We start from the raw sequence: 15,124 nt of genomic DNA on the forward strand, positions 1-15,124 counted from the left end.
CTGGCGATCACTGCAAATTTGCCAAAGATGTGTGAATCACTTCACAGTTTCACCACTTGGAGGCCCAGTGCTTCGCTCCACCAAAGTCACGGTCGCGCTGCTGTTCGTCGCCTACGCGATCGACTACATCGATCGGCTGGCGATCAACCTCGCCCTCCCCCTGCTCGGTGAGGAGTTCGATCTCGACTACTCCCAGCGTGGGTTGATCATTTCCACGTTCTTCATCGCCTACACGCTGGCCCAACTGCCTGGTGGACTGCTGGCCGATCGATACGGCGCAGTCCGGATGGCCCTCATCGGGCTGGTGGCGTGGAGTGTCTTCACCGGCCTCACTGCGCTTGCGTGGTCGTTCGGGACGCTTCTCGTTGTTCGCTTTCTCTTCGGTCTCGCGCAGGGCGTGTTTCCGGCAGCCGCAGTAAAGCTCGTCGCCGAGCGCAGCATCCCGGAGCAACGTGCCACTGCCACGGGCTGGATGAACAGCTCCAATGCCGTAGGCACGCTTCTCGCCATTGTTGTTGCGGCAGCTCTTCTCCCGTTGATCGGCTGGCGTGGGATGTTTCTGGCCGTCGCTGCGCTCGGAGTACTCTCGCTCGTCAGCATCAAGTTGTGGCTCCCTCCCGCACTTCCGGCGGAGATCGACCACGGTCCGGATTCTTCCTGGGACAACATGCGCACCGTACTTCGCTCCCGCGCAATGTGGCTCTTCGCCTTGATGTTCTTCGGATACGACTTCGTGATCTGGGGGATGTCGTCCTGGGTTCCGTCCTACCTGCATGACGAACGTGGAATCGCCCTTTCGAGTGCAAGCCTGCTTCTCATCCCGGCAACCGTGGCGGCGGCGGTGACCACCGTCATCGGCGGGCGAATCTCGGATCGACTGGCAGGCAACAGCCGTATCGTCGTGGTGCCGTCCATGCTCGCGTGCATCGTGATGCTCGTTTCCATTCCTTTCGTCTCCAACACGGCCTTGTTCGTCGTTCTCGTCACCCTCGGATCTGCCGCTGCCTCTTTCGCTTTCATGCCGTGTTTTGCACTGCCCCTGCGAGCTCTGCCTTCTTCGGTGGTCGGGGCCGCCTCGTCGATGATCATTTTCGGCGGCATGGTCGCCGGAATAGTCGCACCGCTTGTGTTCGGATTCATCGTGGACCATCTCTCCTGGTCAGCGGCGTTCGTGTCGCTCGCGCTCGGGCCCGTCGTGGCGATCGTCGCGGTAATGGCAGCACCACAAACCCGAGAAAAGATGCTGAACCTGGTGCAACTGAAAACCGCCAACTGAACGCCACCAACCGAAAGAAGATCGACCATGAACCAACTGCTTTCGAATCTTGAATTCGGAGACCCGTCACGGTTGCGAACCGTCGAGCCGCACTGGTTCGATCTGTACCGGGACCTGCACGCACACCCCGAGTTGTCCGGCGACGAAACTCGCACTGCCGCACTTGTTGCCGAAGAACTTCGGCGGATCGGCGGCTGGGACGTCACGGTCGGAGTCGGCGGTACGGGTGTCGTCGGTGTTCTCCAAGGGAGCAGCGGTCCGGTGGTCCTGCTGCGCGCCGACATGGACGCGTTGCCGGTGGCAGAAGACACCGGCCTGTCCTACGCCTCCAAAAATGACGGAGTCATGCATGCGTGTGGCCACGACGTCCACGTCACAACGCTACTTGCCACGTGCGCAGCACTTTCCGCGGATCCGACATCGATCACCGGCACTGTTGTCGCGGTCTTCCAACCTGCCGAGGAGACCGGCTCCGGCGCGCGCGCGATGGTCGACGACGGAATCCTCGACCGCTTCCCCCGACCGGACCTCTGCCTGGGACAACACGTAGGCCCGACTCCTGCTGGGATGCTGGTCAGCAAACCCGACATCTTGATGGCAGCATCCGACACGATCCGAGTGGTCTTTCACGGCCGTGGTGGACATGCGTCATCACCGTACGCATGCATCGACCCCTTGTTGATGGCAGCATCTTTCGCGCTGCGCATTCAAAGTCTGGTCGCTCACGAAGCGGCAACCCCGACAGCACCTGTGCTCACGGTGGGAGCCTTGCACGCCGGCACAGCTGCGAACATCATTGCCGACGACGCCGAACTACTACTCAGTCTGCGAACTTTCAGTGCATCGTCGCGAGAACACATGCTCGAATCTGTAGGCCGGATCGCTCGCGCAGAAGCTGATGGAGCAGGCGCCACCGACGCGCCGGACGTTCATGCGTACAACGGCTTTCCGGCCACGGTCAACACTCCGGACGCCACGTCCACGGTGATGGCCGACCTACGCCGGGCAGGATTGGGAATGCACACCCTGCCGCAACCACTTTCAGGCAGCGAGGACTTCGGCATCTTCGGCACTGCCGCCCAATGCCCCTCCGTATTCTGGCATTTCGGCGGGACCGCGCTGCAGAGTTTCGACGAAAGAGCTCTCGCCGCACTCGCCGAGGGACGGATTCCTCCCGGCACACCCTCGAATCATTCACCGCGCTTCGCCCCGGATCCGGCCGCGGCCCTACCCGAAGGTGTCACGGCCATGACCGCGGCCGCACTGGGCGCCCTTGCGCGAAGCGCGTGATTCCGAGATGTTCGAGGAGGCACTCACCGGCGCTCGGGAAGCTGAGAGCCGATATTTCGGCCACGGACCCGATCCGCGGCCGCTCGAGGGAATTCCGGTAGCTGCCAAGGAAAAACACGCTATTGCCGGAAAGTCTCTGACCGAAGGTTCGCTGGCGGCGCGCGGAAACATCGCCCGCGAGAACGCACCGGTGATCGATCGAGTTCTGGCAGCAGGCGGCCTGATTCACGCACGCACCACGACGCCGGAGTTCTGCGTTGCGGCGTTCACCCACTCTCCACTGTGGGGCGTGACTCGCAATCCCTGAACCTCGAGTACAGTCCCGGCGGCTCCTCCGGAGGAGCGGGCGCGGCACTCGCTGCCGGAGCTACCACTCTGGCAACAGCATCCGACATCGGTGGGTCGACTCGAGGCCCGGCCGGCTTTACCGGCACCGTCGGCCTCAAAGCATCGTACGGGCGTATCGCCGGGGTTACCCCGCTCTCCATGGATTCCTACCGCGGCGACGGCTCCATGGCCAGAACTGTCGACGACGCAATTCTTTTGGCCAACGTTCTGATCGGGCCGGACCCACGTGACCATGCTTCCCTGAGGCCGGCGATCACACTGCCGCACGACTACCCGTCGGTCGAGGGAATGCGCATTGCCCTGTGCCTGCGACTCGGCGACTTCCCCATCGAACCTGACATCGAGGCGAACACACGGGCGCTCGCACAGTCGTTGGTCGACGCCGGGGCAATAGTCGAGGAGATCGAACTACCGTGGACTCGTGACTCGATGGCAGCAGGGGTGAAAGTCCATTTCAGAACGATCATGGGGGCATCCGTCGCGGAAGTTGCTCGCGCCCACGGCGATCTTCTTGCCGACTACACGCTCGACAACGTCGCGATCACGTCGAAGGGCGCTGCGGAAATGTCATTTCTGGACGGCCTTCGCAAAGAAACCCAGATGCAACGAGAGCTCGCCGAGACAATGGCTCCGTTCGATGCGCTGATCTGCCCGACTTCGGGCACCATCGCCTTCCCGGCAGGCGAGTCTTTGCTCGACGGCCTCACAGTTGCGGGCCAGCACGTGAACACCACCGCCGAAGCACTTCTCACGTTGCCGTTCAACGTCGCCAATCGATGCCCCGTACTAGCGGTGCCCAGTGGACACGCACACAACGGCGTTCCCACGGGCGTCCAGATCGTCGGCCATACCTACGACGAACCGACCGTGTTCCGGATCGGCAAAGCACTGGAGAAGATCCGCCCGTGGGCATACACCGACCAGCATCAACCGAGGCTGGATGTGGTGACGCCGGCTTCCTCTTGATCGCTGAGGAGATCAGAGCTTGGTTCCGATCTCCTCAGCAATCGGCTGGAACTGCTCGAGGAACGTCAAGGCCCAACCGAACGACGCGACGCCCTCGTAGTCGAACGAGTACACCTGATCGTTCTTGACGGCGCGCAGACGCTGGAAGATGGTGTCGTTCGCCAACTTCTCGTTGATGGGACCCTTGCCACTGTTGGTGATGATGACGTCGGCCTCGTCGAGCAGCTCCAACTGCTCCTTCGGGAACCACTCGTTGCTGCCGGCGGGAATTGCGAGTGAGCGGTCGTTGAACTGGAACCCGGCCTCGCTGATGACCGTCGTCTGATACTTGGTCGGCGAGTACAGCGAGAAACCACTCTCCTCGAAGTACGTGGTGTAGACGACCTTCACCTTGCTCAACACATCAGCGTTGTCGCTGCGGAACTTCGCGATCCGCGCCTCGTATCGGTCTGCCAACTCCTGAACCTTCGCGCTCTGGTTGAGCGCGTCCGCGACTCCGAGGGCGCGCGCCTTCCACGCGTACTGCCCGTCTTCGGCAAAAACCGCGGTCGGGGCGATCGACCGGATCTGCTCGTAAAGATCCGGGTTGTTCTCCGACAGCAGGTTGGTCATCACGATCAAGTCGGGAGACAAAGCCGCAATCGCCTCGGCGTTCGGCTCGTACCAACGCCCCACCTTCGGGAGGGACCGCAGCGCAGACGCATACGGTTCCGGGACACCGTCGGCGTTCTCGTAGTCGACCGGCAGTCCGACGGGCGTGAATCCGGCGTCGAACATCGCGGGGCCCGTGTAGTAATCGGCGCTGACCACTCGCTGCGGGTTGGTGGGAACCTCCACCTGCCCCAGGGCCGTGTTGATGGTGCGCATCGAGCCCTCGGCCGATTCACTGGAGCTGGTTCCACAGGCCGTGAGCAATCCGATCCCCGCCAAGGCACCGGCCCCGAGGAAACCGCGTCGGGTCAGTGCTGCGGTGATGCGAGCGAACTCGGCATCGGTATCAGCGGTAGGCAAGAGAAGTGATGTCATGAAAGTGCCTCCAAGGCGCCGGATTCGAGTTCATTGAGCCAGTTGATTGCCGTGCCGTAGTCGGTGACCTGAGTGCTGATTCCGAACGAGCGCCCGGACGCGACCGCGGGAATGCGGCTCCACAGCGGGCTGGCGAAGACGGATTTCATTCCTGCAGAATCAGTTCCGTTCGGCTGCTTCGGGTAGATGACGACGGTGACGTCCCGCAGCATTTCGAGTTGTTCGAGTGGGAAGGCTTCGAACCCGGTGGATGGGCGCAGATCCGGGATGAACTCGCCGCGGGTCACGTTCAGGTCGGCGAGCTGCGCGGCGTAATCGGTGCGGATACGCGCCTGCATCGCTGTGTATTTTTCACGGTTCGACGTCAATGCCGAGCCTTTGTTGACCGCGTCCGCTGCGCCTTCCGACACCGAACGCCAGTCAGACCGGTTTGTGCCCGAATAGACCGCTGTCGGAGCAATTTTCGAGAGCTCGCGGAACATGTCCTCGTCAATCTCGTACACATCGCCGACGATGAGATCAGGCGCGGCAGCCACGACGGCTTCGCGGTTGACCTGGAGGAAAACCCCCACCGTAGACAAGCCTTCGATGAACTTCTGCTGCGTCGGGGTGAACTGGTCGATGTACGCGCTGTAGTCGAGCGTCGCCACGGGTTGGGCGCCGACGGCTTGCAACTGCCACGGGGTGTTGTAGGAGACGGCGACGATGCGCTGTGGATCGACGGGGACGTCCACGGACCCGTAGTGCGTCTGCACGGTCCGAGTTGCGCCGTCCGCACCGTCACCGACGTCCCCAGTACTACATCCGGCAAACTCGAGCATGGACAGTGCGGCGGCGCTTCCGCCGAGAAAGCCGCGACGAGTCAAGGCAGCAGTGATGCGAGCGAATTGTGCATCGGTGTCTGGCGTCGGCAACAGGAGAGGTGTCATGGGTTTCCTGACGGTTATCCGAATTAGGGCTACCTAAAATTACCCTCACCTGCACGGTTACGGTGAAGCGACATGGCCAACCACTGTTTCGTTCGAGCCATGGATACGCGCCCCCTCGTCCGACGGCCGGAAGCCGGTACGTTCTTGGTTCGTGACGCCATCGCGACAGGACTTCTCCGGCATCATGTTGTGGGGAGCGCCGACCCTGGAACCGGCGACGTGGAACGAGCCGGTATCCACCCCGGATCGGATCGTCGCGGAGCCATGGTCCGTCAGCACGATCCGTTTCAAGAGCACGGCAACGGGCGTCTGGGATTTCCATACTCACCACGAACATGAACTGCTGTGGTCGGCGGGTGGGACCGTCACACTCGAAGCGTCCGAACACCTCTGGATGGTTCCGCCGATGCTCGGCATCTGGATACCCGCGGGCACGCCACATCGAGTTCGCTCCGACCACGGCGCCGTCATCTTCGCGACGTACCTGAATCCGGATCATGTCGAGGCCGACTGGACGACAGTGGTCGGCATACCCATGACCGGTGCACTTCGGGAGGTGTTGTTACACAACGAGAACAACGCCATGCCCGACCCGAAGCGACTACGGCTACAGCAGGTGGCAATCGACCTCATCCATCCCGTTCAGGCCGCGAGTCTCGACATTCCGTTGCCGAGAACACCTGACCTGCTTTCGATTGCCCAGCAGATCATCGCCGATCCGGCGGACGACCGCACCACTTCCGACTGGGCTCGCACCATCGGCGTGAGTGGCCGAACCTTGATGCGCCGCTTCCAGGCCGACACCGGCACGACGCTCACTCAATGGCGAATTCTGGTGCGCGTCCGCGTTGCATTGATCGAGATTGCCGCAGGCAAACCCGTCGTCGCCGTGGCCCGCGGCCTCGGGTATGCCAACCCTGGAACGTTCATCGATCTGTTCAGGCAGGTCATCGGCCACACCCCCGCCGCGTACTTCCGCTCGTTCTCACCTGTCATGAAACCGCATCAGAATGGCACCAAACCCGCACGGGTGACACGTTAGCGTTGTTAGGCAAGGCAAACCATGTTTCCCGAACACGTTGGAGAACACCACAGATGCACCACCGCCGCCGTTTTGCCAGGTCTATCGCGCTCGCGGTCGGCGCGATCCTGATCGGCACGCTCGCCTCGTGCAGCTCGTCCGACGACCAGCCCTCGCCTTCGGCCGAGACCATCGACTACAGCTTCGCGGGGTACTCCGCCCAGATACCTGCCGACCCGCAGCGAGTAGTTGTCATCGACTCCCGGACGTCCCTCGAGTTCGCACTTCTCGCCGATTACCCGATCGTCGCCCTCGATTACGACGAGTCGAGCCATCTCGCATCCAAGGTCCCTGCCGATGCGGGGCATCTGGGCGGCAATCTCAGTAAGGAGGACGTGCTGAGCTACAACCCGGACCTGATCCTCATCTCCGTCGGCTGGTACGAGAGCTACAAGTCGCAGAACCTCACTTTCGAGGACATCGCACCGGTTCTGGTGATCCAGGACGGCAGCTCGCCCGACAAGGAGACCGAATCACTCGGCGGCCCTCTGGGATTCATGGGCGAGCAACTGGCACTACTGGGCAAGACCGACGCCGCCTCGGCAGCACAGGCGCGGTACGAAGCCGCTCTCGCCACTGCCCGCGACGACGTCGGTTCCGTCGCGCAGACCAAGACGATCGCCTTCCTATCGCTGATCGAGGACAAGTTCTTCGTGTTCAACACCCCGAACAACCTGACCGTCGACGTAGCGTCGTCACTCGGTTACACGATCTTGTCCAACGACGCGATCACCGCCGCCCAATCGGCCGCGATCGGCGGCTACAGCGCCGAATTCGGTTGGGAGAATGCGGATGTGCTCGCCGACGCCGATGTCGTCGTCGCCCAGAACCTCGACTCCTGGCCGGGCAACCCGGCGTGGGATCGTGTTCCAGCCGTGGTCGCCGGCAATGTCGCACCGCTCGACTACGACGACAAAGTCGGATTCGCACTCACCTACACGGACTTCCTGAACAAGTTGGCGGACATCACTCGCAACCTGCAGTGACGTTAACTGGTCATACCACTTGACCTCTCACCAGTTAGCGTTTACGGTCGGTACATGTTCCAACCCGTTGCACGTACCTCCGCTTCCGGCGCAGTGTTCGACCAGATTTCGGTGAAAGTGCTGGCCGGAGAGTTGGCCGTGGGTGAGGCGCTACCCAGCGAGCGCAAGCTCGCCGAGGCATTCGGCGTCTCGCGGCCCGCAGTCCGCGAGGCAATTCAGAAGCTCGCCCAGGCCGGACTCGTCGAGGTCCGCCAGGGCGAGTCCACGTCCGTGCGAGATTTCCGGCGCCAGGCCGGGCCTGAACTTCTCTCCCAGTTGCTGGTTCGAGACGGCGTCCCCGACCTGGCCGTGGTGCGCAGCGTCCTGGAAACTCGCGAGTTGATGGGACCGCAGATCGCGGTGCTGGCCGCCCGTCGCATCTCCGCGGAATCTGCCCGAGAACTCGACACGGCCGTGGATCAACTAGGCGCCACCGAAGATCCGGTAGAGCTGCAAGACCGCGCTCTGGCGTTCTGGGACGTCGTCGTCGACAGCGCGGATTCCATTGCCTTCCGTTTGATCTTCAACAGCCTGCGCGCCGCCTACGAACCGGCCACGACTGCACTTGCCTCCGTCATGGTCGCCGAAGTCGGCCAGACCGACATGTATCGAAAACTGGCCTCCGCCATCACTTCACACGACGAGTCAACTGCCGAGGCGTCAGCCGCACAGCTCCTTCACACCGGCACGACAGCAATCGGCGATGCTCTCACCTTCCTGGAAGGACTTAAACCATGAGCAAGCCTCTCACTCTGGCCGACGCAGCACGGACGTTCCGCAAGTCACCGACGCCGTGGATGATCGGCACGATGTTGGTGGTCGCCGTGGCAGCGCGCTTCACGCTGGGCAACTGGCAGATCACCGACGCCCTTGTTCCGCTCGTGATGCTTGCCGTATTTCCCTTCGTGGAGTGGATCATTCACGTCTTCGTTCTCCATTGGAAGCCGCGGACCATTGCCGGCGTCACCCTCGATTCACGCCTGGCGCGCAGCCATCGGGAGCACCATTTCGCCCCGCGAACCGTCTCACTCATCTTCATTCCGTGGCAGACGCTCCTGATCGTCATTCCGGTTCTGACGGCCGTCGCCCTCCTGACCTTTCCCCGCGTCGAACTCGGTCTGACGTTCCTGGCCTGCATTTCCATCCTCGGCCTCGGCTACGAGTGGACCCATTTCCTCATCCACAGTGACTACAAGCCGAAAACTACTCTCTACCGGTCGGTTTGGCGCAACCATCGCAACCATCACTTCAAGAACGAGCACTACTGGTTCACCGTCACCACCGCGGGAACGGCCGATCGCGTACTGGGCACGTATCCCGACCCCAAATCCGTCGAGACATCCCCGACGGCGAAGAACCTGCACGGCGCAGCGTCCAAGCTGTGAAGGTAGGCCGGTTCCTGGCCCCCAGCTGGCAATAATCTTGAACGTGACTGTGTATCAGCACTTTTCGTTGAAACTCGCCAGAACCATGCTTAGTGTCGGTGGAGTCAGAAGTTCGAAAAAACGCTGTAACCGAAGGACACAACACATGTTCAACGATGTATTCAACAACGTCATTCACCCGATGGTCACGAACTTCCAGCAGTTGGGCCCCCAGCAGTTCATCCCTCAGGGCGTGTTCCAGCAGGCGCCGCAAGCAGCCGAGCAGGCAGTGACGATCTTCGGTAGCTGATACCGCAATCCACAGATAGCGCCACTCAGGGGTCGTCCGTCCAATATGCTGGACGGACGACCTGAGTGCCTCCGCCTGACAAGGATCCCCATGACCGCGAACACCCCCGTCCACGCTTTCACCGACGACGCCCTGGGCGACCTCGACGCCACCGGCATCGCCGCCCGGATCGAATCAGGCGAGGTGACCGCACGGGAAGTCATGGAGGCGTCGATCGCGCGCGCCGAGGCAGTGCAGGGGCAATTGAACGGTCTGGCCTGCACAGATTTCGATCGCGCCCTCGCCAGGAGCAACCGGCCGGCGACGGGCGTCTTCGCCGGAGTTCCGACCGCGATCAAGGACAACACCGACAGCGCCGGCCTCCCCACCCAGCAGGGCAGCACCGCCTTCACCGCAGTCCCCGCCAAGGCTTACAGCGATTTCGCGAAGCAGTTCCTCTCCACCGGGGCCATTTCGATCGGCAAGACTCGACTACCCGAATTCGGGTTCAGTGCATCCACCGAATACATGACGGACGAACCCGTCCACAACCCGTGGAATCCGGCGTACTCGTCGGGCGCTTCCTCGGGAGGCGCGGCCGCGCTTGTTGCTGCCGGCGTACTCCCGATCGCGCACGCCAACGACGGCGGTGGATCGATTCGCATTCCCGCCGCTGCCTGCGGCCTGGTCGGACTCAAACCCACTCGCGGCCGTACCATCGCCGATCCGGCCGACAAGTCGATGCCGATCCGGCTGATCTCTCAGGGCGCCGTCACCCGCACGGTGCGTGACACCGCACGATGGATGTCAGCGGCCGAAAGTTACTACCGCAATCCACGACTCGCACCGGTTCGCCTGATCGAAGGACCCAGCTCAACCCGCCTGCGCGTCGGCGTGATCACCGATTCCGTGACGGTCACCAAGACCGACGACGAGACACGCAAGTCCGTCGAAGCTACGGCTGAACTCCTTGCCGGCCTTGGCCATCACGTCGAGGACGCGGCATTGCCCGTCGGACCGGAATTCATCGACGACTTCAGCATCTACTGGGGCTTTTTGTCGTTTGCCATCTCCACCGGTGGCAAACAGATGCTCGGGCCCGACTTCGACAAGTCCGGCACCGACAATCTCACCAAGGGCCTGTACACGCTGTACCGGAAGAACCTGGTGAAGACGCCGCGCGTGCTCTACCGCCTGCGACGGCTCCAGCAGCAGTACAGCGCCATGTTCTTGAAGTATGACGTCGTGCTCTCGCCGGCTCTGGGGCACACCACCCCTGAACTCGGATACCTCTCTCCCGCTCAGCCTTTCGAGGAACTCTTCGACAAGTTGATCGCGTACACGTCGTTCACGCCGCTGAACAACATCTCCGGTGGTCCCGCGATTTCGCTACCGATGCACCAGACCAGCAACGGTTTGCCGTTGGCTTCGCATTTCTCCGCCGATCTCGGCGACGAGCGCACACTCCTCGAATTGGCCTTCGAACTGGAAGAGGCTCAGCCCTGGAGAAGAATCCAGGACTGAGCCTCACCGGTAAATACCCTCAGTCTCGCGGCAATCCGAGCATGCGCTCACCGATCACGTTGAGCTGCACCTCGGTTGTGCCGCCGTAAATGGTGGTGGCACGGCCCGAAATGAGCTGCTCCATCGCCTTGTCGCTTGGCTGACCTGGGATGCTGACCGCTCCGGCAGCACCCAGTTCGGCGACGACGAACTCGGCGATCGACTGGCTGATCTTCATCGCCAACAGCTTGCCGACGCTCGACGTCGTACTCACGTCGATCCCCGAAAGTTGCTTGAGCACAACGCGGGAGCCGATGAGGTCGATCGCCTGACTCTCGGCAACCAGCTCGCCGACGCGGTAGCGTCCGATCGGGCTCAGGTCTGCTGACTTCGCGAACTTCAGTAGATCGGAGTCCGAGGCGTACGCCTCCATCTTCTGGCTCAGTGCGACGCGCTCGCCGGCCAGCGTCGTACGTGCGACGTTCCAGCCGTCGTTGACCTCGCCGACCACGTTCTCGTCGGGGATGAACACGTCGTCGAGGAACACCTCGTTGAACAACGCCGAACCCGTCATCTCACGCAGCGGGCGGACGGTGATGCCCGGTGTCGACATATCGAGCACGAAGTAGGTGATGCCCTGATGCTTCGGCTTGGTGGCGTCCGTACGGGCGATCAGCATTGCCCAGTCGGAGAACTGCGCAACCGTGGTCCAGATCTTCTGACCGGTGATCTTCCAACCGCCGTCGACCTTTTCGGCCTTCGTGGACAATGACGCGAGGTCGGAACCAGCACCGGGCTCACTGAAGAGCTGGCACCACACCAGCTCACCCTGCAGGGTCGGTATTGCCAATTCCTGCTTCTGCTTGTCCGAACCATGCGCTACGACGGCCTGCACGGCCCAGGTGCCCATCAGGAGCTGCGGCATCGAGATACCCGCAGCCTTGATCTCCTGGGAGATGACGATCTGCTCGAGCGGAGCGGCGCTGCGCCCGTACGGCTTCGGCAGGTGCGGCTGAACCCAGCCGCCGTCGCCGAGCGCGATCAGCTGGTCGTCCTCGTCGAGCTCGACCAACTTGGCAAGCTCGGCCGCAATGTCGCCGCGGATCTCCTCTGCCTCGGGCGGCAGTTCGAGAACCGAAGCCCGGCTGACACCGTCAAGTGCCTGCTGCGCAACACGGTTGGCACGATCCTCGCGGGTACCGAGAATGCCGCGGATCGAGAGCGCGCGCCGGTAGTACAGGTGGGCGTCGTGCTCCCACGTGAATCCGATGCCGCCGTGGACCTGCACACAATCCTGCGCTACCTGCACTGCGGCGTCCGGCACGATGACTGCGGCGATATCGGCGGCAAAATCTGCCGTGTCGTCGCCCTTGTCCAATGCGCTTGCCGCATCCCACACAACGGCGCGTGCCTGCTCGAGTGCAATGCCCATCTGCGCACACTTGTGCTTGACGCCCTGGAACTGGCCGATGGGTCGCCCGAACTGCACGCGTGTCTTGGCGTACTCCGACGCAGTGGAAACACACCAGGACATGACGCCGACGTCTTCGGCGCCGAGAACGACTGCGGCAATGGACCGTACCCGCGCCTCGGTGAGACCGTCGAGTATCCGTTCGGCGCTGATCTGAACATTGTCAGCTTCGATCCGCGCACTGCCGCGCAGCACGTCGATGCTGTCCTGCACGGTGATCGCGACTGCGCTGCTCTCGAGCACCGCGTAGCGGACACCCTCGGGCAGCTGGATCGGGACCAGCAGCACGTCGGCATGTTCACCACCGAGCACACCGTCGAGCGCGCCCGTGATCTTGTATCCGCCGTCCGACGACTCGGCCGTCAACGGTGCACCCAAGGCGACTGCTGCTGTACGACTTCCGTCGATCAGACCCGGCAGGAACTCGGGTCCCGCCTTGGAATCAGCGGCGCCGAGAACGGCGCTTGCCAATACCGTCGGAACAAACGGGCCGGGAGAGACAGTGCGGCCCAATGCTTCCAGTGCCACCGCCAAGGTCAGCAGACCGGCGCCGTGACCACCCTGTTCTTCCGGAACCGCGAGCCCGAGAAGGTCTTGCCCGGCCAGTGCCGTCCAGAACTCGGGGAACTTGTCCTCGGTCCTCGACTCCACCGCCGCGCGCACCTGCTCGGTGGTGATGGTGCGCTCGGCGAATGACCGCACCGAATCTGCGAGTGCGGTGTGCTCCTCACTCAGCCCGAGGCCGAGTTCGTATGCGTTGCGTGCCATGCGCTTACAGACGTTCTGCGAGGTCGGCGGTGGTCCAGGGACCCTCGCTCTCGATGGTGTTCACACCGTGCCAGCCGGCGAGTTCCGTGATGGCCCCACCCTGAACGGCATACACCTTGCCGGTCAGCTTGCAATCCGCTGCCGCTAGATAGGCCACCAGCGGGGAGATGTTGGACGGCGCAAACGCGTCGAACTCACCCTCGGGGACCTCGGCGGCGAACAACGCGCCCATACCGGGTGTCGCCAGCGTCAGCCGAGTACGCGCGATCGGCGCAATAGCGTTGACACGTACGCCGTATCGATCGAGCTCGTCAGCGGCCACCAGAGTCAGGGCTGCGATGCCCGCCTTGGCGGCGCCGTAGTTGCCCTGGCCCGCGTTGGGCATGAAGGTACCCGAAGCCGAAGCGGTGTTGATGACCGAAGCGTTGACGGTCTCGCCTGCCTTGCTCTGGTCCTTCCAGTACGCGGCAGCGTGGTGCAGCGTCGCCGCGTGACCCTTGAGGTGCACGGCAATGACTGCGTCCCACTGGCTCTCGTCCATACCGGCGATGAAGGCGTCACGAAGAATGCCGGCGTTGTTGACCAGTACGTCGAGTCGGCCGAACTCGCTGACGGCCTGCTTGACAAGGCCCTCGGCGCCGTCCCAGGTGGCGATGTTGTCGGTGTTGGCAACAGCCTTGCCGCCTGCAGCGACGATCTCGTCGACTACCTGCTGCGCGGGGCCGGCATCTGCACCGGAGCCGTCGTTTGCTCCGCCGAGATCGTTGACCACGACGCTCGCACCCTCACGAGCGAAGAGCAGCGCATGCTCACGGCCGATGCCGCGTCCTGCTCCGGTGATGATCGCTACGCGACCGTCGAGACTTCCCATCAGTTCAGATTCCCATCAGTTCAGTTGTCGGACATGAAGACTCATTTGTCGGCGATGACCGCCAGGCCGTCCTTGATCACGAGGTCGCCGACCGCGCTGGTTTCGTACGAGTACGACGTGGCTCCGTCTGCCGAACCCGACTTGTGGAACACCGTCTCGATGTCCTGTGTCGGGAGTACGGGTTTCGCGAATCGCACTGCGAGACGGCGCAACCGCTCGGTCTCGCCGCCTGCCAGTTCGGTCAGGGCTCCCCACGACGTGAACGCCATCGTGCACAGTCCATGGTTGATGATTCCGGGGAGACCGGACATCCGAGCGATCTCCTCGTCGAGGTGAATCGGCATCGGATCGCCGGAAGCCGGTGAGTACCGGAATGTCTGGTCCTCGTCGATGTGCTGGTTCACCACCGCTGCGGGACTACCCGCGCGAAGAGCGTCGTCGAATCGGTGTTCGGGAGCCTTCTCGCCAAGTCCGGGGCCCGCGTCGACCTTGCGGAAGAAGGCCGTCATCCACTGCTCGTTGACCAATTCACCCTTGTCGGTTTTGGTTTCGACGTAGATGACGACGGTGGATCCGTTGTCCCGGCCCTCGAATCCGATGGGCTTGGCACGAGCGACAAGGTGGTCACCGGGGTAGATCGGACGGTGGAACAGGAAGTCCTGCTCACCGTGAACGAGCTTCATCAGCAGTTCGACCGGCGCCACCGACAGCGCAGCGGGTGCCATCGACATGAAGACGGGTACCACAGCGAAGACCGGCGGAGCGATCTCGCCCTTCAGGTGTCGCTCGATGGGATCGTTGGTGGCAGCGGCATATTCGGCGATGCGCTCGGCTGTCACCTCGAAGTGCTCCGGGTCGGTCCATACGTCCAGCCCGGACGTATCGAATTCGACCGCGTTGGTCTTCGGTGTCGTCAT

At 62.7% G+C, this 15,124-nt stretch carries 13 protein-coding genes and 1 pseudogene; 9 read left to right on the forward strand and 5 right to left on the reverse strand.

Annotated elements, in window-relative coordinates:
- The first annotated feature begins 67 nt into the window (after positions 1 to 67).
- From R4P65_RS12460 to R4P65_RS12470, 3 genes and pseudogenes are all read left to right on the forward strand, one after another.
- Positions 68 to 1,276: an MFS transporter gene (locus R4P65_RS12460; RefSeq protein WP_317826707.1), complete on the forward strand. Its 1,209-nt coding sequence runs from the start codon at positions 68 to 70 to the stop codon at positions 1,274 to 1,276.
- Positions 1,277 to 1,303: 27 nt separating this feature from the next.
- Positions 1,304 to 2,566 (forward strand): amidohydrolase, encoded by a 1,263-nt coding sequence (locus R4P65_RS12465; protein ID WP_317826708.1) that lies wholly within the window; start codon positions 1,304 to 1,306, stop codon positions 2,564 to 2,566.
- Between the two features lie 7 nt (positions 2,567 to 2,573).
- Positions 2,574 to 3,880: pseudogene (locus R4P65_RS12470) on the forward strand (amidase).
- A 12-nt stretch (positions 3,881 to 3,892) separates the two neighbouring features.
- On the opposite strand, the gene R4P65_RS12475 reads toward R4P65_RS12470, so the two are convergent.
- On the reverse strand, positions 3,893 to 4,906 hold the full coding sequence (locus R4P65_RS12475; protein WP_317826709.1) for an ABC transporter substrate-binding protein: 1,014 nt from the start codon (positions 4,904 to 4,906) through the stop codon (positions 3,893 to 3,895).
- Positions 4,903 to 5,835 (reverse strand): ABC transporter substrate-binding protein, encoded by a 933-nt coding sequence (locus R4P65_RS12480; protein WP_317826710.1) that lies wholly within the window; start codon positions 5,833 to 5,835, stop codon positions 4,903 to 4,905. The genes R4P65_RS12475 and R4P65_RS12480 overlap by 4 nt, the downstream gene beginning before the upstream one ends.
- A 151-nt stretch (positions 5,836 to 5,986) precedes the next feature.
- Between R4P65_RS12480 and R4P65_RS12485 the strand changes: the two genes are divergently transcribed.
- From R4P65_RS12485 to R4P65_RS12510, 6 genes are all read left to right on the forward strand, one after another.
- Positions 5,987 to 6,877 (forward strand): AraC family transcriptional regulator, encoded by an 891-nt coding sequence (locus R4P65_RS12485; RefSeq protein ID WP_317826711.1) that lies wholly within the window; start codon positions 5,987 to 5,989, stop codon positions 6,875 to 6,877.
- 53 nt (positions 6,878 to 6,930) lie between these two features.
- Positions 6,931 to 7,902, forward strand: a complete 972-nt coding sequence (locus R4P65_RS12490) for an ABC transporter substrate-binding protein (protein ID WP_317826712.1) — start codon at positions 6,931 to 6,933, stop codon at positions 7,900 to 7,902.
- 54 nt (positions 7,903 to 7,956) lie between these two features.
- Positions 7,957 to 8,679, forward strand: a complete 723-nt coding sequence (locus tag R4P65_RS12495; protein WP_317826713.1) for a FadR/GntR family transcriptional regulator — start codon at positions 7,957 to 7,959, stop codon at positions 8,677 to 8,679.
- Entirely contained in the window at positions 8,676 to 9,326 is a 651-nt protein-coding gene (locus R4P65_RS12500; RefSeq protein ID WP_317826714.1) for a sterol desaturase family protein, read from the forward strand. Before R4P65_RS12495 ends, R4P65_RS12500 begins: the two co-directional genes overlap by 4 nt.
- Before the next feature lie 145 nt (positions 9,327 to 9,471).
- Positions 9,472 to 9,615, forward strand: a complete 144-nt coding sequence (locus R4P65_RS12505; protein WP_317826715.1) for a hypothetical protein — start codon at positions 9,472 to 9,474, stop codon at positions 9,613 to 9,615.
- 90 nt (positions 9,616 to 9,705) lie between these two features.
- Positions 9,706 to 11,118, forward strand: coding sequence for an amidase (locus tag R4P65_RS12510; RefSeq protein ID WP_317826716.1), 1,413 nt, complete (start codon positions 9,706 to 9,708; stop codon positions 11,116 to 11,118).
- A gap of 19 nt (positions 11,119 to 11,137) precedes the next feature.
- Here the strand turns inward: R4P65_RS12510 and R4P65_RS12515 are convergent, their stop codons facing one another.
- Genes R4P65_RS12515 through R4P65_RS12525 form a run of 3 tightly spaced genes read right to left on the reverse strand, consistent with a single transcriptional unit; the run spans position 11,138 to position 15,124 of the window.
- Positions 11,138 to 13,336 carry an acyl-CoA dehydrogenase gene (locus R4P65_RS12515; protein WP_317826717.1) on the reverse strand — a complete coding sequence of 733 codons (2,199 nt, stop codon included), beginning with the start codon at positions 13,334 to 13,336 and terminating at the stop codon, positions 11,138 to 11,140.
- 4 nt (positions 13,337 to 13,340) lie between these two features.
- Positions 13,341 to 14,207, reverse strand: a complete 867-nt coding sequence (locus tag R4P65_RS12520; protein ID WP_007735961.1) for an SDR family oxidoreductase — start codon at positions 14,205 to 14,207, stop codon at positions 13,341 to 13,343.
- A 41-nt stretch (positions 14,208 to 14,248) separates the two neighbouring features.
- Positions 14,249 to 15,124, reverse strand: coding sequence for a MaoC/PaaZ C-terminal domain-containing protein (locus tag R4P65_RS12525; RefSeq protein ID WP_021342394.1), 876 nt, complete (start codon positions 15,122 to 15,124; stop codon positions 14,249 to 14,251).

It is taken from the genome of Rhodococcus sp. IEGM 1318, from assembly GCF_033142465.1.
Taxonomy (GTDB): Bacteria; Actinomycetota; Actinomycetes; order Mycobacteriales; family Mycobacteriaceae; genus Rhodococcus_F; species Rhodococcus_F qingshengii_B.

Bases quoted from the DNA above. Each gene is read 5' to 3' on its own strand.
- R4P65_RS12465 (WP_317826708.1), top strand. From the start codon at position 1,304: ATGAACCAACTGCTTTCGAATCTTGAATTCGGAGACCCGTCACGGTTG.
- R4P65_RS12475 (WP_317826709.1), bottom strand. From the start codon at position 4,906: ATGACATCACTTCTCTTGCCTACCGCTGATACCGATGCCGAGTTCGCT.
- R4P65_RS12480 (WP_317826710.1), bottom strand. From the start codon at position 5,835: ATGACACCTCTCCTGTTGCCGACGCCAGACACCGATGCACAATTCGCT.
- R4P65_RS12490 (WP_317826712.1), top strand. From the start codon at position 6,931: ATGCACCACCGCCGCCGTTTTGCCAGGTCTATCGCGCTCGCGGTCGGC.
- R4P65_RS12495 (WP_317826713.1), top strand. From the start codon at position 7,957: ATGTTCCAACCCGTTGCACGTACCTCCGCTTCCGGCGCAGTGTTCGAC.
- R4P65_RS12500 (WP_317826714.1), top strand. From the start codon at position 8,676: ATGAGCAAGCCTCTCACTCTGGCCGACGCAGCACGGACGTTCCGCAAG.
- R4P65_RS12505 (WP_317826715.1), top strand. From the start codon at position 9,472: ATGTTCAACGATGTATTCAACAACGTCATTCACCCGATGGTCACGAAC.
- R4P65_RS12510 (WP_317826716.1), top strand. From the start codon at position 9,706: ATGACCGCGAACACCCCCGTCCACGCTTTCACCGACGACGCCCTGGGC.
- R4P65_RS12515 (WP_317826717.1), bottom strand. From the start codon at position 13,336: ATGGCACGCAACGCATACGAACTCGGCCTCGGGCTGAGTGAGGAGCAC.
- R4P65_RS12520 (WP_007735961.1), bottom strand. From the start codon at position 14,207: ATGGGAAGTCTCGACGGTCGCGTAGCGATCATCACCGGAGCAGGACGC.
- R4P65_RS12525 (WP_021342394.1), bottom strand. From the start codon at position 15,124: ATGACGACACCGAAGACCAACGCGGTCGAATTCGATACGTCCGGGCTG.